We start from the raw sequence: 19,433 nt of genomic DNA, 5'->3' as shown, positions 1-19,433 counted from the left end.
ATAAAGCAATCTCTACATCCTATGAGACAACCCTATTCGTTGTGAATTTATGAAGGACATTTTTATACCAAAGCCGTATTTTGTTCAAAATAAAAACAGCTTATAGCTGCTCTGGTTTCTCATTTATTAATTTTTGGACTAACTCTTCTAATGTTGCTATTTTGTTGTTCATTAATGTAATTTCTTCATTATGCTTTCTCTCCATTTCTTGTATTCTCTCATTTTGATTTTCTTCATGCTCTTGTAAAGCTTTTATCGTTAATGATACGTATGAATACAAGTGAATTCCTTTCCCACTTTCATCCACAAATGCTTCATCAGATTCATCTACAATTGCACCGTAATACGTTTTGATATCTTCCTTTGTCAATGGAGGATCATAAGGATCTTTTTCTTCTCTCATACGGTAAAGCTCGTTTACCGCATTCTTGTAGTTGAATTGTCTGATTCTAAGGTTTCTAATTTTTTCTAAAGCGGAAAATGCTACGTCACGAATATTAGATTTATATTCACGTAGCGAAGGACTCATAAAGTTTCCTTGAACGGCGCCCCATCCGTTTTGAGTAACAGATGACTTAACTTGGAGAACTCCGGTATATCCTGCTACACGGCTATTACGTAATGTGATATTAGGTAATCTTAAATCTGCATCTGAGCTATTATCTTCGATTGCTAATGTAGATTGATATAGACCACTTTTTCCTCGTCTGAAATGCCAGTTTCCATTTCCAGCATAAAGAGCATGATAGTCGTTTGCGTGTAGAACACTAATTCCGTTTCTGTTAAGCTCCCAAAACACAGATTTTCTTATCTCACTATCAACTATGTCATCAGTAATGCCAATGTTCGCACTAGCCTGAGGCCATCCGGTCCCCATTTGAGATATAAATAAAGTACCTTCAGGAGCGCTAGTTTTTTCATCTGATCCTAAGATGAAAGTGGGTTGTACTGCACCGTCCCGTCTTCGGTAATATCCAAGGAACGCTCTAGGAACACCACTTTCATATAGACGTAGAAATTGGTCGTCTAGGCTTACATAGTTATTGGTATTTGATGTTCTAATTTGGCAACCACTTAACAACCCAGCTTTAATCCAATCTGCGTTAACTTTGCCAACTAAATCTATTCTTGCCGCATTTAGCTTAATATTTTCTTTACTCATATTGAACGCTGCAATGACATCATTTTCTTTTACTGATATGCTAACGCCCTTTTCAGTTAGCTGAAGGCGACTTTCCATATCTCTTACATATCCTGAGGTAGCAAATTGTCCATTCGCTTGTTCTTTTGTATATACCTCTGTTGTTTTGGCTGCTGCATTAATACCTCTCTCATTGATAATAAAACGATTATCAATTTGAGTCACTTTCTGATTGAACTGCTCAGTTGCTAGTTTGTTCGCTAATTCTGCAAGTAGATCTTCTTTATTTTTATTAACCGTATTCTTTAAATCAGGAATCTTAAATCCAGCAACATAATCTTCAACTTGCTTAATCTCAACTTTACCTTCAAGTGCTTTTGCAGTATTTTCCCATCCCGCCTTTGCTTCTTGTAATTGTCTTCCTTGCGCTGTCTGTGTATCTTGTAATAAAGAAACATTTTGTTTAATGGTAGTTGCATCTTTTTCTACAGTAGCAACACGTTTATCGAATCCACTTTGGTTATTTTCTACTTTTGTTATTGTTTCTTTGATGCCATCCACACTTTTTGTAATTTCATTTGTTTTCTTCGTAAATTCATCATTTGTTACTTGGTTTTCTGGGGCTGGCGTCCAATCCTGCGGTTTGTTCCCCTTATACAAGGCAACCCATTCCACAATAGATTTTGTGGTGCTATTTGGAGAGTTATATAAACTTAACTTTCGTTCGTTCCCACTTGTAGCCGTAACAGCTTTGAAGGTTACATAAGTTATTCCATTAGCGTAAACACTTGTTGCATATCCAACATTACTTGAACCGCCATTCTGCCAAATCCCAAATTTTTGACCTGCAGGTACACTCCCTTTAATTACAAAAGTATATTCCTCACCTACAACAAAATTTTCAGTTAGAGAAAATACATTGATTAAATAATCTGTTTTTTCGTATTTAGCATTTGAATCTAATAACAGATTACGTCCACCAGCTTTATCGCTATTAACCTTTGTTTCTACAGTTGTTAATTTTTCACTAATCTTTCCTGCTTGTTCTTTAACTTCAGTTGTTGTTTTCTTAAGATCAGTTGTTGTTTGCTGCACATCAGAAATAGTCTTTTTTGTACCTTCCACAGTTATTTCAACCGTATTTAATTTATTACTAATTTCAGTATCTTTTTTAGTTAACGATTCAATAGAAGTTTTAAATCCATCAGCGGTTTGCTCTGATTTGGCAACACGTTCTGTAAGCTTTCCCTGTTCATTTTGAACATTAGAAACAGAAGTATTTATACCTTTAATAGTAGTATCAATTTCTACTGTTTTTTTAGTGAAATCAGAAATAGCAACTTGGTCTTCTAGTGCTGGTGTCCATGCAGTCGGTACTGTGCCAATTTCTAATTTAGGCTTTTCAATTAATGTGTCCCCAGTGAAATCACGTGCTAAAGCGTAAACTGAAATTTCTTTAATAGTCTTATCCATAACTACAGAAGTAGCTGTGAATCTTTCTTGATTATATTGTTTACCTAGTATTAGACGGCTTTCTACGCGGCAACTCGGATAATGAAATGTATTGTCTGTGAAAGTAATCTTCACTTCAAAACCAGCCCATTTATTTGTTGTACCCCATGCAGTAACTTTACCTGTAAACAGAAAACTCATAGCAAGATTCTTCCCCTGCATTAAAGTAGCTGCATCCTTCGCTACATCAAAATAGGTATGTGGCTTGTTTTCCCCAGTCTTAACCGAATGCGATTTAATAGCTGTATCTAGTAATAGATTTCGGACACCAATTTCCGTATTATCAACTTTTGTTTTTAAATCAGTAAGGGTCTGTTTCGTACCATCTGCCGTTGTCTTAATCTCATTCGTTTTCTTTTCAAGTTGAGACAAACCGTCATTCGTTTTCGTGAGCTCTGACGTCTCGGCTTTCTGTGTAAGAGCTTCGTTTGTTTGACCAATAGATGTATTAACGTCCTTGAACTTCTGAACATTCCCTTGTTTATCAGTTTCATAAATTTGTTTACCTATGAAACCATCTTTAATTTCATCTTTTGTGAAAACACCGGATTTATCAGCCTTATCTTTTAATTGGGCATTAATCCATGTCTGATCTACTTTGCCACTAACCTGCTTTTGAACATCAACTATTTGCCCAGCTATTTCTTTCGCTTTATTTTCTACAGTTTGAACCTTTTGATTTAACTCTGTTTTTGTGGACTCAATATCTTTGTTGACCTGTTCTAATGTTTCTTTCTTCACCTTTTCAACATCAGGAACTACCGGGTCCCAAATACCATCTTTCCAGAGTTTTAAAATACCAGGCTTACCGTTAGAAATATCTAACCATAATGTCTTTCTATCTTTAAGACCTGTTGTCGGTGGATTCTTTGCTTCAATGATTTCCACAGTGTTATTTTTTATGTTTTCTTGAACCTTTTCAGCAAGTGTCTTTGCTGCTTCCGATTCCTTCTTAGCGTTACTAGCTGTTTCATTAGCTTCTTTCACTAATTTATCTAGCTGATCTATCATTTCTTGCTTATTGCCTAATGAACTAAGAATCCGATTGTAAATCTTTCTTGATTCTTCATTTGGATCAACAATCTCACGATAGTCACCAAACACATATTTATCTTGTGTAGGATCAGTAAATGATTCATCACCAGCAATGACACGAGCTTCAAGATATAATTTAGGCGTAAAGCCTGTATCTTTTATTTTGATTGTATCGCCTTCATTAATTAGTTCATGCGCTAATCCAAATACTCGCCCGATGCTTTGTGCTCCAACTTCATACAAAACTGATGTATTTACACGCTTTTTTAACTCTGTATTCATAAGAGTCATTAAACGTTTTGGATTCATATCTTGGTCTTCTGTCTCTGGACTATAGAAACCGAATTTATGCTGTCCTTTCTCATTCCATCTTTGGTAAGCATCACCGTCCACAAGATAAGGGACACCGTTATTTATTTCTGTAATAGTAACAAACTCTCCGCCTTCTTTTTTCACGAAACCCAATAAGGCTGTACAAATATTTTGAGAGTTTTCGATCCGTTTAATTCCCATCAAATCTTTGCCGAGAGTTACTTCTTTTCCTGTTTCTCGACCACGCTTCTTAATCATATCAACATAACGACCAACGACTTGAGAGCCTATGACCTCTGCGCGATATTGGATTTCTAATTCAAACAATGAAGCTATCTTTTTAAGGAGAGTCAATGGATCAATAAATTCATCAATAGTCATGGAACGGAAACTAGCATATTCCAAATTCCCTTTCTTCCACTTCGTACCTGCAAGAGCGATATCCACCATTTCAATTACTGTCTTACCTTCTAGTTTTTGTGGAGGGATAATACCAGCTTTAGCAAGTTGAACCCATTCACCAGATGCATAAGCGATTACTGATCTATCATCAGAATCCTTTTCAATTTCAGTAATTACATAAGGAACAATACGGCCATCACGCACTTCTTTTAATACTAAGTTTTGCTGCATAAGTGTGGCTGAATGCCTTGTATTATCAAATACTCGAAACTCTAATGTATCAATGTTATTTTTGATTTCCCAATGTCTTTTATCATCCCGAAAATCTTTAGGTTGAATAGATGCTACAATTTGTTCTGTTTTAAAATCAACAACATGCAATTCACCACTTGGCGTTCTCATCTGTATCTCTCCCTGTAACTGATTGTCGCTGTAACATCTGGTGGCATAATATCAATACGATTATCTCCACGTATGATCTTAGGAAACTCACTAAAAAAATCTTTTAAGTTAATCGCATCTATTCCGTTGATTGTAACTAAACTTCGTTCTGTATCGATAATCACTTTATCTCCTGTATCGAAAATAAAGGGCTTTGTATTGGAAGGGACTTTGTTTATCTTCCAAATCTTTAAATCATCAATTTGCATGGTATAAACAGGTGTATTTCTATCCCACCGACAAATGGCAATCATGACTTGTGCAATCTTTCTTTCCGTCATCGGATTCCCTGTTTCGTCAATCCAACGTTCAACAAGTGAAGCATCGTCTATTTCTGTACCATCTCTAAAACGTGCCACATAGACAGACCATTCTTTCCCACGTCTTGCAATACGTAATCTTCCATTGAAATTATTAAATGTATTAGGATGAGCACCAGTTGTATCAACTAATTTCCTTATACTATTTGGCGTTCCATTATTCCCAACTCTCATATATGCCTTTGTAATTTCAGCATCCGTATATAAATCATTCATATTAATACGAGCTACAACATTACTCGCTTCATCTAAAAGAAGGACTTCAACACGCCCCATTTGATCTATATTTTTAGATTGCAAGTGAACTCTGGCTTCCATTTCGAAATCTTGAATAGGTCCACCAGGTATACTTTTCTTTGCAATACCGCCATGAAATTCTTTCGTACCTTCTGCACCGTAATATGGACAATAAATCGCTGTTCCATCTTTCACCTTTAGTTCGCCTGTACCCTTCATTTCTTCCACTTGTCCAGTAACAGGAGTCCAACCTACAACGGATGACATTTCATCCCACAACACGCGTTCACGCTCTTGTACAGTTGATTCTTCCACAGTTAATGGATAACCAATACGGAAATAGTTTCGCTCTAAAGGATATGCACCAAACCATACATCTAAAAAAGTGCTTGGTTTTTTCACAATCATTTCAATTATTGGTGGGGCTTCTACGCTTCCTTTATTAGTAAAATTAGAAGTTATTTCTGTAGACCAATTTTGCACAAATGGATGAGTTTGTACTTTTCCTAATTTATAGGGCATCGGACAAATGAATTTCAAAGTACCTTTGCCTAAGGTAACAAAATCATCGGGATTAAATTCTTCGTCAATAACAGCTATATATGTTCTGTCTGGTTTTGCATCAAAAGTTAGCTCGGCTGCTTGTTCAGTAATAAGCCATTCTGCTATTTCTTCTTTTAATGTTTCTAAATCCGTTCCATCTGGAACTATAATTCCAACAGGTACAGGAAGCGGACGGGGATCTGTATCTGTATTTAATAATCTGGCACCTGGATATCCGGGAACCTTTAGAAAATTACGCTTCAAAGGTGCCCATGTTGGCGGACTCCATCCTTTTTCTATTTGAATGCATTCCTTACGTTGATTGTTAAATGTAAAAGAACTCATGCTAACACCTCATTTCTTTATAAAATAAAAGAAACCCAAACCTAAAAGGTTGAGTTTCTTTGTTCTTCTCGTTCTTGATATTCTTTTGTATATCGATAAGTACCGCGCGCCACGTCTCGACCTTCTAAAACAACAGGAACCTCAACAACTAAATCACCACCAAGCATTGGAATTATTCCACCGCTAGATGCTCCTGACGAATAATTAAATACTTGATTCGAAGCACTGTTTGTCATAGCTTGTCTGCTATTTGACATACTTCCATACACACCACTCATAACAGTCTTTAATCCGGATAGTTGGCTCACAGAACTAGCCATCATGCGACTCATGTCACCCATTAATTGATTTATGTCTCCTGATATACTAAATTGTTCTCGTGGCATGGCTGCTACGATTCCAGCACCAATAGCTCCAAGTGTCTTTTTGTTTAAAGGTAAAACGGCTTCATCCCCAGCTTCACCAGCACCTTGCAAGTTTCCGCCATTCATACCAAATATAGTTGGTTTAGTGAAAATACCACCTTTTGCACGCCAATCAATATTGAGTCCAGATGGGAATGTAATATCTTTTCCTAAAACGTTTTTCGTACTAGTTTGTAAGCTAAAGTGTGGAAGAGGTGGCATTTCAGGTTTTGGGATTTTCAACTTTAAACCTTCAAAGAATCCCTTGATTTTATCGATGAATCCCTTTACCCCGTCAACCGCATCTCTTATTGGGTCCATAATAAATCTTTTCGCTGCTTCAAATTTTTCTTGTGCAGCATTCTTTACAGCATCAAATTTCTCACGCGCAGAATTATACAAACTCTCAAACTTTTCTTTAGCTGAATTATAAACCTCTGTAGCTGGTTGAACTACATATTGCTTCACTAAATTCCAAGCTGAAAGTGTATAGGATTTTATTTTTTCCCAATTTCCTAATATCCAGTTTGCTAAATCTCCAAGTTTTTCTTTCGTTGTATTCCACAATTCTTGCACTGGCTGGATAACATACTGTTTTACCAGGTTCCATCCTGCCAACGTATAAGACTTAGCCAGCTCCCATTGTGAACTTAACCAAGAAACTAAATCACTGAACTTTTCTTTCACTAAATTCCAGGTTTCTTGAACTGGTTGAATGATATATTGTTTAAATAAACCCCATCCAATTTGAGCTGCGGCCTTTGCTATTTCCCATTGTGTACTAAGCCAGTTAACTAACTCGCCAATTTTTCCGCTTACCCAATTGTAAGCTTCTTGTATTGGTTGAATAATATATTGACTGATTGCCGCCCAAGCAATTTGCACTCCAGCTTGAATCAGTAACCAACCAGCTTCTAAAACAGTAGAAACCGCCGAAATAATTGGATCTAAAACAGTAAGAATAGTATTCCAAGTTTCTTCCCAAGCTTGTACGAGTGTTCCCCACAATTCGGATGCCGTTGTAACTAAAGAAGACCACCAGGAAGAAGCTGTTTCAACAATTCCAGACCATAAGCTGCTAAAGAATTCACCTATTGGATCAAAGAAACTATGCATCATTTCAGTAAATGAAGCCCAAGCACCTGAAAAGAATTCAACAATAAAATTCCATGTACTACTACATATTTCGCCAATCCCTGTCCATAAATCACTAAAAAACTGACCTATTGGATCAAAGAATGAGTGCATGGTTTCTAAGAAAGAAGTCCATGCTTCACTAGAGGATTGAACTATCCCATCCCAAAGTTCTATCAAATATTCTTTAATAGAATTCCAGGCTTCTATGGTCCAATTTTTTATATCGTCCCAGTTTTTATAAATGGCAATTCCTATAGCTGCTAAAGCTGCTATAAGAAGAGGAATACCGGCAACAAGTCCAGCTGCTGCTAAAGCTCCAATCTCAAAGAAGCTCATGACTGTCATGACTATAGGAGCAAGTGCCATAATTGCACCTGAGATTATACCAATAGCCATTGCAACAGCTGTTAATGTGGCTGCTAATTTAGGATTGTTAGAAATCCATTCAGCTACTTTGGAAATAACATCAGCTATAACACTAAGAACAGGTTTGAGTGCAACTTGTAAATCTTGCATTGCTTTTTGAAACTTAACTGCTGGACTTGCATCCATTTTTTTTATGGATTCATTTAATTTATCCTGATTCTTCTGGAAGTCTACTGTTTTTTCTGAAGCGTTTATTAAAGTATTAGTTAGATTTTGTCCTTGGTCTTCAAACATAGTGGCTAGAACTTTAACCCCTACTTGATTCTTTTTAACAGGATCTTCTATTCCTTCTATCGCTTTAGCTACTTCCACCATAGCTTTCGAACCGTCACTTCCACCTTTAGCGACAGCTGCACCCCATTTTTCTATTTGTTCAGTTGCAATGCCTGACCCATCAAGTGCTTCTTTTAAAGCTTTATCCGCACCTTGAGCAAATTCAGTTAGTTGGATTCGCCCCTCCTTCAGCCCATCTAACATATTGTCGATATTCCAACTACCCGTTTCAACCCCCGCTTCCATAATCGCTTGGACTTCTTCAGCTTTAAAACCTGCACGAGTCAGCTGACTTCCGTATTCGGCAATGATATCTAGTTGCTCTGGTGGGAATCCCATTTTTAACAACGCATCAACCATACCAAGAGCACTTTCTTGAGTTATCCCTAATTCACTACCTATTTCGTATGTTTCTTGAATTAATTCTGTAAAATCTATTCCTTCATAGGATTGCGCGATTGTTGCTGCTCCCTTTACTATAGATGCATTCGCTTCATCACTAATGTCTTTATTTAAAGCCCATTGTCTACGTACACCAGCAAGCGATTCTTCAGCATCCACCCCATAAGCGGTTACGCCTCTTATTGCTTCTTCCACTGATTTTTTAGAGGACTCTGGAACATCGAATGTTATATCAATCTTAGTTTTCAACTTTGACATATCCATTGCTTTTTCAATCGCAGTTGCAATACCACCACCGGCAGCCATACCACCTATGACGTTTTCTAATCCTACCTTTAGTCCTTCAAACTTCTTCTCTGTTCTTCCGGCTTCTTGTTGTAAATCTCTTAACTCATTTCGTACTTGTTGTATTGAGTTTCCAGCATCCACAGAACGAAGTGCCCTTTGTAATTTTTCAATATCAGCTTCTGTTCCTAATGCTTCTCGCCCAATAATCCCAATTGCTTGTTCTAGCTGTCTACTTGTAGCCGTTCCACTTTTAATTGCATTCACAAGACGATTACCTAATGCACTAGCAAAATCATCAACGCTTTTCCCTGTAGCGTGGAATAAAGTTTCTAACTGCCTGGTTGAACTTGCTACACTTTCCTGTTCGGCTTTCATATTACCAAGTTTGTTTTTTAAGCCATTAAGTGACCCTTCTGTAAATTCAATTTCACGCCTAAACGCACGATATTGTTCTTCAGAAATCTTACCGTTTTGAAATTGGGCCTGTACTTGTTGTTCAGCAGCCTTTAACTTATCTAGTTTTTCAGTTGTATTCTCAATTTGTTGTGTTAATAATTTTTGTTTTTGCGCTAATGCTTCCACATTACCTGGATCAAACTTTAGCAACCGTTCAACATCTTTTAGTTCTTTTGCCAAAGAATCACTTTGCTTATTAACATCTTTTAGAGCATTTTGTAACGGTTGAGTATTCCCACCGATTTCTATCGTAATCCCTTTAATTCTTCCTGCCATATTTTCACCTCATTTCTTAGAAAGAATCGTAATCTTTTTGATTCGCTTTTCTTACTTTTTCTTTATCTGGATTTTCCATTTCAGCAAATTCAGCAATATAATCAAAGCAATCGCCGATTGTCATGGTTTCTAAATCCCAATACGTTAATTTTGCTTTATAACAAAGAGCAAGGAACAAATCAGTGGTTAATTCTTCATCACTGAATGTCCCTTGCTTTTCATCATTTCCTGTTATTTTTTTTTTGCTCCCATAGTGACTTGAACTAATTCCATGATTTCTGGCATGATTTCTTCAATTGGGAATTCTTCAAATTCATCCAACCACGTCATAGGATCAGAAATATTTGAATCAGCCGTTTTAGCGAATAACCAAGTCAAGTCATAAATAAGTTCAAAGTCCACTTTACTTATATCAACATTAGACATATCAATAGGTTGTTCTGATCCATCTGGCGTAGTTAACGCATTAATTGCTCCTAACCCCATCATATCTGCAAATAAATTACGTCTGAATTGTGCTTTATATCGTTTAACTGTTGCCGCTGTGCTTTTTAATCGAACTTGTTTTCCATCTATAGTAATTGTCTTTTCCATTTATAATTACGCTCCTTTTGGTGCTGCCGGTGTTTTTACATATACTTTTTTGTACCAGTCGTTATAAATTGCTTGTGTTGTTTTAGCAGTCGTTTTCGTTTTAACCATTGGTCTTCCACCAGGCGCTAAAACAATTGGACTAGAAACAAACTTCAGTTCATTTGTATTTGGTTCAGCAGAACTTGTTTTTGTTTTAGATGCAATCGTTGGACGACTTGCTGAACAGTTATACATAACATGACGGGTTGCGTTCACATCACCATCAAACTCAAATAATAAGGCGAATGGTTTTCCTTTTGCATCAGCTAATTCATTTAATACGCCATCTGTTTCGTCTAATTCCTCACCAAGTGCATCAATAGCAAATTGCTCTGGAATAGTAGCAATATTTAATGCTCCATCGTAACCTTGGTTATTACTTGCCGCGTAATAAAGCATGTCATCTGCATAGAATTCAATTAAATCACCGCGTGGCTCAAAAGTTAGTTCAACTCCACCGGGTAATGGAATTGGTGTCCCGAATTTAACTAAAAAATCCTTAGTATCTAATGGCACATAATGTACATTTTTCAAACCGAATGTTACCTTATTTTCGTTCATTTACATCAACCTCGTTTCATAAAATTTTTGATATATTTTTTCTGTTTCAATAATCCCTTCGAATGGCGAATCATATGGTATTTCATGATCGTCCAGGACTTGTTCAAGCTTGGCTTCTGCAACTGAATCTTTTCTATTTGTATAAAGCTCTATATTTAAATCATTTATCTTGTGATAGACCTTATTATCAGCCATGAGATTGGCTGAACCGTCCACAAGAAAGCAAATATAAGGTGGTGCTGGAACAGGATTAGTTGGTGTTGCTGGAACAGGATTAGTTGGTGTTGCTGTGAAATGCGAATAAGCCACAGGATAACCTGTAGCTTCAAGAATTTTTGTTAGTTCTCCTAATGTCATTGTTGAACCGCCCTTTCGATACGTTTTGGCAATTCATCAATTACATACTCTTCAACTGGACGAATATGAACTTGTGCTGGAACTCGACCACCACCGACTTTCGCATGTCCCTTTTCTAAAAGATGCGTTAATTGTCCTTGCGTATTATGAAGGACAACACCATTACCTTCTTTTTTCTTACGCCATCCTTTACGATAAGCACCTGTTTTTTTAGGACTATTTTGCTTTAATTTACCTACAGCAATATCGCCCACTTCATCAATTTCATTTTCTAAGTTTTCTTCCACAACATTTGCATACCTTTGTAATTCTCTAGCAATCTCACTAGTAAAATCATTCATATTAAGTATGCTCCTTTGCGATAATGGTCAATGTTTGATACATTTCATCATCATTCATTGGCGGTTCGATTATATCGAAGGTTCTATGTCCTGTTTTATCCTTCAAAATAATTCTCATTAATTCTGTAATTCCCGCTGTGTAAGGAATTACAAACCGATAAATTCGCGTGGACTGTGAAGCCGAAGCTTCAATGTACTCTGAACCTTTTATCGTTTTTATCATCGCCCATACTGTTTTAACTTCTTGCCAATTACCAGTTTCAATTTCTTGATTTAATTCATCTTTTATTACTTCAGGCTGCTCAAAAATAATTCGATTTCTAAAATCACCTGTATTCAGTGGCTTTTTATACTGAAAAGGACGCATTTTATTCACCGCCCAACTTAATTTCTTCTAAAGCCTTTTCAATGCTTAAACTATTAATCTGACTTAAAAAATTCTTGTCAAAATACTCTAGAGCATCGTTATAAACATAACGAGAGCGTTCAAAGACTAATTCCTTGAACACCTCGTCTTTATTAAGGTCGTAATTACCACAAACCCTAATTAAATCTTTATTAGATGCAAATAAGATGCGTCTTAGGTTGTCGTCTTCATCATCGCCTAATCGCATCCTATCTTTGAATTGCTGTAATATTTCATTTGAAATTACTGTTTCCATTCACATCATTCCTTATTTAGTTGCTGGTGGTGTTTCCTCAAGGCTTAATGTGTAAACTTGTGAAGTATATTTGTCCTTCGGCTTACCCGTAGCATATTGTTTTGCAATATAAAGTGTTGCATCTTCTAAAGCTAATGTTTCTTCATACTTTTTAATTGGTTCAGCTCCACCCATCGCTGCAATATACTCTCCTTTAATAAAAAACAGCACCTTACCTTGAGGTACAAACACTGATTCTGTAGGAGTTGGATTGAACGGTAAGCTTGTCACATACACTCCAGCTGCATTTTGAATTGTTGCATTTGCTTGGATATCAAAAGTATCAAACGGATTTGTTACCATAACTACTTTCCCAGCAATATTTTTTGGTCTGTCTGCATCAGTTTTAGCATCAGGATTTAGCTTTTTAGCCAGTAATTTAACAACTCCTTTTAATTCATTGATTGTTTTTCGACCTGGTTCAAATGTTAAAGTCCCTGCTGTTTTTTTATCTGGATATACTCCTCCAACAACACTCCCACTTGGATCTTTTAACAATCCGATAGGTTCATCTTTACCTGTACCAATTACAAATCCACGTTCTAAACCTACAGACATAGCTTCTGAAATCATTGTACGAACATAGCGTTCCACCCACACTGGACCAAGTTTAAGCATGTCATTCGCCAATGGGATAAATGCCGTTAATTTAAGTTGAGAGATAGACTCTTTTCGGAATGTAGCATTTAGTTGCCCTTTAATATCACCGAATAATGGTCCCCATACAGCTGCACCTTCTGGATCTCCATAGATAAATTCTGTCACAGCACCTAAGTTTTCTAATCCGATATGTTCTAACAACGGATGACCTTGAACTAAATCATCAAAAATCCGTTCTTGTGTTGTCTTAGGTAATGTTTCAGTATCTTTAAATCCACCATCTTGAACAACTGCATTAAAGAATTTCATTTCCTCACTTGTTAATACATTAGAACCACGAGACTGCATAATAGAACGGTCTACAATAGATTCATTGACTTGATTCAAGATATCTGAGCGGACATCTGTAGCAAGTGCCTCAATCATGGAGTTCAATGCTGCCGATTGTTCTTCCGCTGTACCATCCTGTGTTGCTTTCGCAAATGCTATTTTCTTATCTTCAAAATTATTAAATTTAATCACCATGTTTTATTTTCCTCCTAGATTTAAAAAGAGCGTACTCAGATTCTGTTTTGTATTAACAGGCTCTTGAATAGGCTCTTTTGGATTTTGATTATTTGGTTGTTTCGTATACTTTGCTATTAAATCTTCTTTGAAATTTTCTACAATTTCCTCTTCTTCATCTTCTTGCGTATCATCAATTTCAATTTCATCAGCAATTTCATCAGCTAAACCAAGAGCAACTGCTTCCTCTGCTGTTAGCCAAGTTTCATCTTTTAAAAGCTGTTTTAATTCTTCGTCTGTTCCAACAAAACGTTTTTTATAAGATGCCGCTAAAGCTGAATCAATCTTTCGTAAATCTCGTGCTGTTTTTTCAAAAAAATCTGCATTTCCATATTCAAAGGTACTGGCTTGATGAATCATCATCATGGTATTGCTAGGCATAATGATTTTATCACCTGCCATAGCAATTACAGATGCGGCACTAGCTGCCCAACCATCAATATGAACTATAATTTCTGCATTGTGCTGCTTTAACTGATTACAAATTGCTACACCATCGAACGCGGAACCTCCACCCGAATTAATATGAACGTGAATTTTTTCTGCTTTAACATCTTGAATTTTTCTTCTTACTGCTTCAGCATTATTTTCACTAAACCATCCACCAATTGATCCATAAACAGTTAATTTATACTCATTTTCTCTTTTAGCTTCAAAACGAATATCTCGTTTTAAATTTAAAAGCTTATTCATATTCACATGTTCCATCATTTCTCACCTCCTTCAGATTCATCTAATCTTGTATAGTTTTTCGTAATGTGATGAACATTTAAGTTCGGATCATCCGAATCTTCATAATCTACTTCTGATCTAATCTCATTTCCTGTAAATGCACTTGAAGAAATGAGTTTATCAATACTTGTTGCAAGATCAAATATACTTTGGTAAGAAACAGCCTTAACTTCAATCTTTTGTCCTGAAAGATATTCATTCATTTCAAAGAATTTAACATTTGCTTCATCAGATAGCTTTTTTAATAATGGCCTTACTGTGAAAAGCATGTAATTTTTCGTTTGCTTCTCTACATCAGCCATTTCCCCATATAATAAAGCTGTTGGAATACCGATAGCCATTGCTACTTGATTTAAAAAGCCACTGGTTACTTTGTTGATTTCTTCCACACTTGGTCCATTCGCAACACCATTATATATTTCGTTATAATTAATACCCTTTTGTTGCGGAACAATAGCTATATCTTTTGAACCAATTGACTTATACATGTTGTCTATAAACTCTTGTAACTTCGCTATTTGTTCTTCTGTTTTGGCACTAATCATATCCATATCAACTGTGCCACGAACTTGATTTTTACGCTTCTGTGAGTTTAATATCCTACCAAATAAATCTCCGTAATCCGCAAATAACCCATCGATAAGTGGAGATAATTTATCGTTCCGATACTTTAAGTGAATTACTTCGCTTTGTTTAAAATTTCTCTTAAACGTGTAATCTTTTACTATTACATCGGTAAAAGTATCTTCAAACACAGCATACTCATTATGTCGAAATCCATCGACAATAAGTAAATCACCATCATCAGCTTGTATGACTAAACATTCATTATCATAAATAAGTTTACGAATAAATCTTTCCCAGAAAGTGCTTGCTGTCATGTTTTTGTTCGGTCTAACGTTTAATCGATAATATAGCTCATTCTTTTCAAATACTTTACCGTTTCTTACTCTGAATTCAGATTGACTAATCGTTCTTCCTAGAAAAGATACGCATGTATCAAGTGCTAATCGTTTCATATGAAGCCTGTTTGCTGTATCGGCAATCAAATCCAGATCTAGCATAAATTCTAGCTCTTTATTTCTTTTAAATACTGAACCTAACCATCCAATGGTTACCACCCCCTTTATTAAAATTTAATATCGCTTAATATGAAATCTGCTACTTCTTGTATTTCATCTGCTCGATAAAGAGCATGAACAAAACTTTGGAATCCATCAGTTTTTCTTCGCACCGGTTCTTTCTTTTCATATATTTTATTTCCGTCACCTTTGATAACAACCAATACGTTTTGCGTGTACCAACGCATAAGAGGGTTATCGCCGAAAATAATCTGCTCATTTGCAAATGCCATTTCAATCCGTGGTGCTAATAAACTATGAATTGCTTTAGGATTTCTTATAACTTCTATTTCGAATCCTTCCGCAACTAATAAAGGTCTGATTGCTTCCATCCGGAAGTTATCAGCTATAATTTTCTTAATACCATATTGTTCACGCATTTTTACAAACCAATTAACGATGTGTTGAGGATTGATGGTCGGCTCGTCCACAACAGTTAGTAAACCGTGCTCTTCCCATTCTTTTATTGGCGCAAACTTCTGTTTTTTGAACTCGCCTGCTTTTTTGGAATATCCATAATAAATATCAACAAATTCTTTTCGTACAAAGGAATGTGTTTTGAAAAGATACTCACCAGATTGTCTAAATAAAAGACCACACGCTGCGAAATCTCGGATACTTGCAAAGTCTAATGAACCAATGCATTCTTGTCCGTGTAAATCTGGAAACGGTCGGTCTGTAGCAAGAATTTCTGACCATTTTGCAACAGAGCGTTCTAAATTAGTAACAGGTAAGTTCATACGCTTTGTCATGAACTCCTCTCTATTACTAGGGTCGTCTTCTAAATCTTCATATTCTTCCTTAATTGTTTCAAGTAACCCTTCAGCATACTCACTTAAAGGCTTAGATAACATGGGATTCGCAAGCTCCCAATTATCAAGATCATCTACTTCAGTTTCGTCATTCAATTTACAAATAAAAGGAAAGACAGCATTCGGACGTGCTTCGCCGTTTAATACCTTCATTGCCTTTTCTTTTTGTTTATCTAAGAAACCGTCACGAACATATCCATCTGTACCAATGTAAAATTCACGTGGGTTTTTCTTTTTCCCTAAACCACTGATATGAACACGGACATCTTTATTGCTTTCGTATTGATGTATTTCATCAAATACAACCGCACCATCACGCAAACCATCTTTTGTATCTCCATTTGAAGTTCTAAACTTCAGTACACTTTCAGTAGCCTTTGAAACTGTTTGAGTTAACGTTGTTTTAAAGGCTCTTTTCAAGACCTCATTCTTCTTCACACATTTATGAACTTCGTCAGGGCTTGTTTTTGCTTGTTCTTCACTATTCGCTACAACTGAAATGTTATACTCTGGAATGCCATGTAATTCACTAATTAAAAAGTGAATTATAACAGAAATCAGGCCGTTTTTACCGCCACCACGTCCTAACATCCATAGGAATTTACGATAAAATACACGTCCATTTTTCTTATAAAATAAAAAGACGAATGCTATTAAGAATTTTTGAAATGGCTGCAATGGAAAATACCACTTCTCGCCGAAGTTGATACAATCCTCAATCATTTCATCATCAAAATACAAATCGTCTCTGTTTAAAACATATTTTTCTAGATATTCAATTAACCGTTCTCTTTCTTTATTGAACTTTACTTTCCCACTTCGATAAAGTTCAATATATTCTTCCACATACTTTTGCTTAATCATGTAAGATCACTTTTGCTATAACCTGCATTAGGGATAGTGTTCTTAACAACAAACTTTATATCTCTCCCTAATGCAATTAAAGAACTGTTAATTTTATTCCTCTCACCTATAAGAGGGTGGGCTTTAACAAAAACTTGAGAACCGTTTTTTACTGTTACGGACTCGCCTTCTTTATTAATAGTTTTATTTATTTTTCTAAATGCTTTGACAAGATCAATATATCTTTCTACCTTCTCAACTTCTACTAAATCTGTAATATCAATACTATTCATGAGCTGTTCTTTTAACCTTACAATACTAACAGCCATCTACCCACCCCCCCTTACGTGCGTAATTTCGAAAAAAACCTGACAGTTAACCCCCTCCTCCGGTGCCCCTTATACGAAAAATTGATGAAATATTTTAAGGGGGGGGATTGTTTCTGAATCATTTTTACCACATTTCATCGTGTTCCCATTTATTCTGTTTCTTTTTGAATGTCCTACCGTGTTCTTTATTATGGCAATCCACACAGACTGTTTCAAGATTATCTATTTCTAATGCAAGTTCTGGATGATGTTCGAGTTCTTTTATATGATGGACAACGAGTTGTATCTTCTTACGCTTCGCACTCTCACTGTACTCATTGGTATCGATGCGAACATGACCTTTACGCTTGCACTCTTGGCACTCATAGTTGTCACGCTTCTTTACTTGTTCACGTAATTGTTTCCATTCACCACTGTCATAGAACTTACGCTTCTGTTGTTTGGTTTTATATTCTTTCATCCGTCTTTACCCAACGCATTTGATTCTCTCTATCTCTTTCTAATAAATCTTTTATTGGTGTTTGTATGAGATATTCAATAGAGTAAAGCATGTGTTTCTCTCCATACAGCTTATAATACTTGAATCGATTAACATCTACCCCAGCCTTCTTGTATACTTTCTCATTAGGTTTAAGGTATTTGTTATATGCTTTCTTATCGATAGGTATAAGACCAAGTACAGCAATCTTACCTTTTAAAACACTATCCATCTATCCTCACTCCTTACTCTTTAGGAATTCATCCATTGTTTTATCTAGTAAACTAACCATCGCTTCTCTTCTTTGCTTTGGTGTTGTGTCATCTTCCATTGCATTAAAGACTGGAATCGCACTTTCTAATTTTTGTTTATCGATACGTTCGTTTACAAGGTCCTGTCCAAGTAATGGAATTAATGTACCAATTACAACCGCTTGTTCTTGTTTAGTTAGTTTCATTTAGCTCACTCCTTATCACTGTCTACATACTCACGTGCTTCAGAATCCCAAACCTCACAATAGTCGAAACGTTCTTTTTCTTCTTCATACCATTTAATCGCTTCTTGTTTAGAATCAGTACTTTTCAGAATGTCAGCAAACCCACCGTTAGGATAATATTGATCAAATCCAAAACACCAATATCTATGGTTTAAATCAATTTCATCCATCCTTCATCCTCCTCCAAAATAAAAAGCACTCCATAAGGAATGCTTTCAACAATTTGCTGTTAACTTATAATCCTAACTTTTCACCAACAGACACAAATAGACTTCGCTTTTCTTTTGAATCCCAATACTCTGTACCTGATATTGTTTTTCTAATTTCAGTAATCATTTACATTCACTCTCCTTGTTTATTTTAAATAGCCTTTTCATATCTTACAAAATAACCCTATTTTTGAAAATTAATTAAATCCATAAAGATTTTATATACTCATAGTGCAATAATAAAAGATAGAAAGGAGGTGACATCGTGCATGCTATTAACAATTTATTCATGCGTTCAGTTCACTTCTTTTATGAACATTTTATCTTATACTTAATCGCCCTAGCTCTTAATGCAACATTCAGCGTTATGCTCATGGATTTTACGCATGATATCCCTACTAGTAAAGGAGCAATTGGCTACCTATTTACTAATCCTGAATATATTATCACCTCAATCCTACTTTCATCTAGTATTGGATTGGTATGGATAATACTTTCGTTTTTACCACTTGCAATTGCTTATGATAGTACAGATAAACTTGCTAAATTGGTTAGAATTTTTCTGGTGGCTATTGGAGTTGCTTTAACAATTACAGGATTCATGTTTATTTGCCGAGCAATCAGCTTTTTCGGTCTCTTAATTATTGGTGGTCTTATGGTATTCTTTGCCCTAAAAGCGATATCAGAAGATTAATAATCATCTTAT

19 protein-coding genes are annotated in these 19,433 nt (G+C 35.9%); 1 reads left to right on the top strand and 18 read right to left on the bottom strand.

From position 1 onward, the window contains the following. Positions 1–100 precede the first annotated feature (100 nt). The 18 genes from DET63_RS12040 to DET63_RS11955 all read right to left on the bottom strand — a co-directional run bounded on the left by DET63_RS12040 (position 101) and on the right by DET63_RS11955 (position 18,688). Positions 101–4,804: a phage tail spike protein gene (locus DET63_RS12040; protein WP_113936833.1), complete on the bottom strand. Its 4,704-nt coding sequence runs from the start codon at positions 4,802–4,804 to the stop codon at positions 101–103. Further along, a complete protein-coding gene (locus DET63_RS12035; RefSeq protein WP_113936832.1) occupies positions 4,801–6,288 on the bottom strand; it encodes a distal tail protein Dit in 1,488 nt (495 codons plus the stop codon). Before DET63_RS12035 ends, DET63_RS12040 begins: the two co-directional genes overlap by 4 nt. Before the next feature lie 41 nt (positions 6,289–6,329). Then, entirely contained in the window at positions 6,330–9,950 is a 3,621-nt protein-coding gene (locus tag DET63_RS12030; RefSeq protein ID WP_113936831.1) for a phage tail tape measure protein, read from the bottom strand. 231 nt (positions 9,951–10,181) lie between these two features. Next, the gene (locus DET63_RS12025; protein WP_016095495.1) at positions 10,182–10,544 is read right to left on the bottom strand and encodes a hypothetical protein; all 363 of its coding nucleotides are present in this window, start codon (positions 10,542–10,544) and stop codon (positions 10,182–10,184) included. A 6-nt stretch (positions 10,545–10,550) separates the two neighbouring features. Further along, entirely contained in the window at positions 10,551–11,144 is a 594-nt protein-coding gene (locus DET63_RS12020; protein ID WP_002088089.1) for a major tail protein, read from the bottom strand. After that, complete coding sequence (locus DET63_RS12015) at positions 11,145–11,501, bottom strand: hypothetical protein (RefSeq protein ID WP_113936830.1); 357 nt, start codon at positions 11,499–11,501, stop codon at positions 11,145–11,147. It abuts the gene before it with no gap. After that, entirely contained in the window at positions 11,498–11,842 is a 345-nt protein-coding gene (locus DET63_RS12010) for an HK97 gp10 family phage protein (RefSeq protein ID WP_078177844.1), read from the bottom strand. The genes DET63_RS12015 and DET63_RS12010 overlap by 4 nt, the downstream gene beginning before the upstream one ends. Before the next feature lies 1 nt (position 11,843). Beyond that, positions 11,844–12,209, bottom strand: a complete 366-nt coding sequence (locus tag DET63_RS12005) for a phage head closure protein (protein ID WP_113936829.1) — start codon at positions 12,207–12,209, stop codon at positions 11,844–11,846. A gap of 1 nt (position 12,210) precedes the next feature. Further along, on the bottom strand, positions 12,211–12,504 hold the full coding sequence (locus DET63_RS12000) for a hypothetical protein (protein ID WP_061688561.1): 294 nt from the start codon (positions 12,502–12,504) through the stop codon (positions 12,211–12,213). A gap of 12 nt (positions 12,505–12,516) precedes the next feature. Continuing rightward, positions 12,517–13,668 carry a phage major capsid protein gene (locus DET63_RS11995; protein WP_113936828.1) on the bottom strand — a complete coding sequence of 384 codons (1,152 nt, stop codon included), beginning with the start codon at positions 13,666–13,668 and terminating at the stop codon, positions 12,517–12,519. 3 nt (positions 13,669–13,671) lie between these two features. Further along, positions 13,672–14,415, bottom strand: a complete 744-nt coding sequence (locus DET63_RS11990) for a head maturation protease, ClpP-related (protein WP_113936954.1) — start codon at positions 14,413–14,415, stop codon at positions 13,672–13,674. Continuing rightward, the gene (locus DET63_RS11985; RefSeq protein ID WP_113936827.1) at positions 14,415–15,560 is read right to left on the bottom strand and encodes a phage portal protein; all 1,146 of its coding nucleotides are present in this window, start codon (positions 15,558–15,560) and stop codon (positions 14,415–14,417) included. The genes DET63_RS11990 and DET63_RS11985 overlap by 1 nt, the downstream gene beginning before the upstream one ends. 8 nt (positions 15,561–15,568) lie before the next feature. Continuing rightward, on the bottom strand, positions 15,569–17,236 hold the full coding sequence (locus DET63_RS11980; protein WP_113936826.1) for a terminase large subunit domain-containing protein: 1,668 nt from the start codon (positions 17,234–17,236) through the stop codon (positions 15,569–15,571). Continuing rightward, positions 17,233–17,544: a P27 family phage terminase small subunit gene (locus DET63_RS11975; protein ID WP_002088105.1), complete on the bottom strand. Its 312-nt coding sequence runs from the start codon at positions 17,542–17,544 to the stop codon at positions 17,233–17,235. The genes DET63_RS11980 and DET63_RS11975 overlap by 4 nt, the downstream gene beginning before the upstream one ends. A gap of 124 nt (positions 17,545–17,668) precedes the next feature. Beyond that, positions 17,669–18,004 (bottom strand): HNH endonuclease, encoded by a 336-nt coding sequence (locus DET63_RS11970; protein WP_113936825.1) that lies wholly within the window; start codon positions 18,002–18,004, stop codon positions 17,669–17,671. Beyond that, a complete protein-coding gene (locus DET63_RS11965; RefSeq protein WP_113936824.1) occupies positions 17,991–18,254 on the bottom strand; it encodes a hydrolase in 264 nt (87 codons plus the stop codon). Before DET63_RS11965 ends, DET63_RS11970 begins: the two co-directional genes overlap by 14 nt. Before the next feature lie 6 nt (positions 18,255–18,260). Then, a complete protein-coding gene (locus tag DET63_RS11960) occupies positions 18,261–18,479 on the bottom strand; it encodes a hypothetical protein (RefSeq protein ID WP_113936823.1) in 219 nt (72 codons plus the stop codon). 5 nt (positions 18,480–18,484) lie between these two features. Next, entirely contained in the window at positions 18,485–18,688 is a 204-nt protein-coding gene (locus DET63_RS11955) for a hypothetical protein (protein ID WP_113936822.1), read from the bottom strand. Between the two features lie 304 nt (positions 18,689–18,992). Between DET63_RS11955 and DET63_RS11950 the strand changes: the two genes are divergently transcribed. Beyond that, a complete protein-coding gene (locus DET63_RS11950; protein ID WP_002192673.1) occupies positions 18,993–19,421 on the top strand; it encodes a hypothetical protein in 429 nt (142 codons plus the stop codon). The last annotated feature ends 12 nt before the right edge of the window (positions 19,422–19,433 follow it).

It is taken from the genome of Bacillus sp. DB-2 (assembly GCF_003315125.1).
GTDB classification, from domain to species: domain Bacteria; phylum Bacillota; class Bacilli; order Bacillales; family Bacillaceae_G; genus Bacillus_A; species Bacillus_A mycoides.
The sequence above is the reverse complement of the archived record's forward strand: the minus strand, read 5'-3'. Positions and strand labels throughout refer to the sequence as shown.

What these genes read in the sequence shown, in the direction of transcription:
- DET63_RS11955 (WP_113936822.1), bottom strand. Translation starts at nt 18,688, where the DNA reads ATGGATGAAATTGATTTAAACCATAGATATTGGTGTTTTGGATTTGAT.
- DET63_RS12015 (WP_113936830.1), bottom strand. Translation starts at nt 11,501, where the DNA reads ATGACATTAGGAGAACTAACAAAAATTCTTGAAGCTACAGGTTATCCT.
- DET63_RS12035 (WP_113936832.1), bottom strand. Translation starts at nt 6,288, where the DNA reads ATGAGTTCTTTTACATTTAACAATCAACGTAAGGAATGCATTCAAATA.
- DET63_RS11960 (WP_113936823.1), bottom strand. Translation starts at nt 18,479, where the DNA reads ATGAAACTAACTAAACAAGAACAAGCGGTTGTAATTGGTACATTAATT.
- DET63_RS11970 (WP_113936825.1), bottom strand. Translation starts at nt 18,004, where the DNA reads ATGAAAGAATATAAAACCAAACAACAGAAGCGTAAGTTCTATGACAGT.
- DET63_RS12020 (WP_002088089.1), bottom strand. Translation starts at nt 11,144, where the DNA reads ATGAACGAAAATAAGGTAACATTCGGTTTGAAAAATGTACATTATGTG.
- DET63_RS12030 (WP_113936831.1), bottom strand. Translation starts at nt 9,950, where the DNA reads ATGGCAGGAAGAATTAAAGGGATTACGATAGAAATCGGTGGGAATACT.
- DET63_RS12040 (WP_113936833.1), bottom strand. Translation starts at nt 4,804, where the DNA reads ATGAGAACGCCAAGTGGTGAATTGCATGTTGTTGATTTTAAAACAGAA.
- DET63_RS11975 (WP_002088105.1), bottom strand. Translation starts at nt 17,544, where the DNA reads ATGGCTGTTAGTATTGTAAGGTTAAAAGAACAGCTCATGAATAGTATT.
- DET63_RS12025 (WP_016095495.1), bottom strand. Translation starts at nt 10,544, where the DNA reads ATGGAAAAGACAATTACTATAGATGGAAAACAAGTTCGATTAAAAAGC.
- DET63_RS12005 (WP_113936829.1), bottom strand. Translation starts at nt 12,209, where the DNA reads ATGCGTCCTTTTCAGTATAAAAAGCCACTGAATACAGGTGATTTTAGA.
- DET63_RS12000 (WP_061688561.1), bottom strand. Translation starts at nt 12,504, where the DNA reads ATGGAAACAGTAATTTCAAATGAAATATTACAGCAATTCAAAGATAGG.
- DET63_RS12010 (WP_078177844.1), bottom strand. Translation starts at nt 11,842, where the DNA reads ATGAATGATTTTACTAGTGAGATTGCTAGAGAATTACAAAGGTATGCA.
- DET63_RS11995 (WP_113936828.1), bottom strand. Translation starts at nt 13,668, where the DNA reads ATGGTGATTAAATTTAATAATTTTGAAGATAAGAAAATAGCATTTGCG.
- DET63_RS11980 (WP_113936826.1), bottom strand. Translation starts at nt 17,236, where the DNA reads ATGATTAAGCAAAAGTATGTGGAAGAATATATTGAACTTTATCGAAGT.
- DET63_RS11990 (WP_113936954.1), bottom strand. Translation starts at nt 14,415, where the DNA reads ATGGAACATGTGAATATGAATAAGCTTTTAAATTTAAAACGAGATATT.
- DET63_RS11965 (WP_113936824.1), bottom strand. Translation starts at nt 18,254, where the DNA reads ATGGATAGTGTTTTAAAAGGTAAGATTGCTGTACTTGGTCTTATACCT.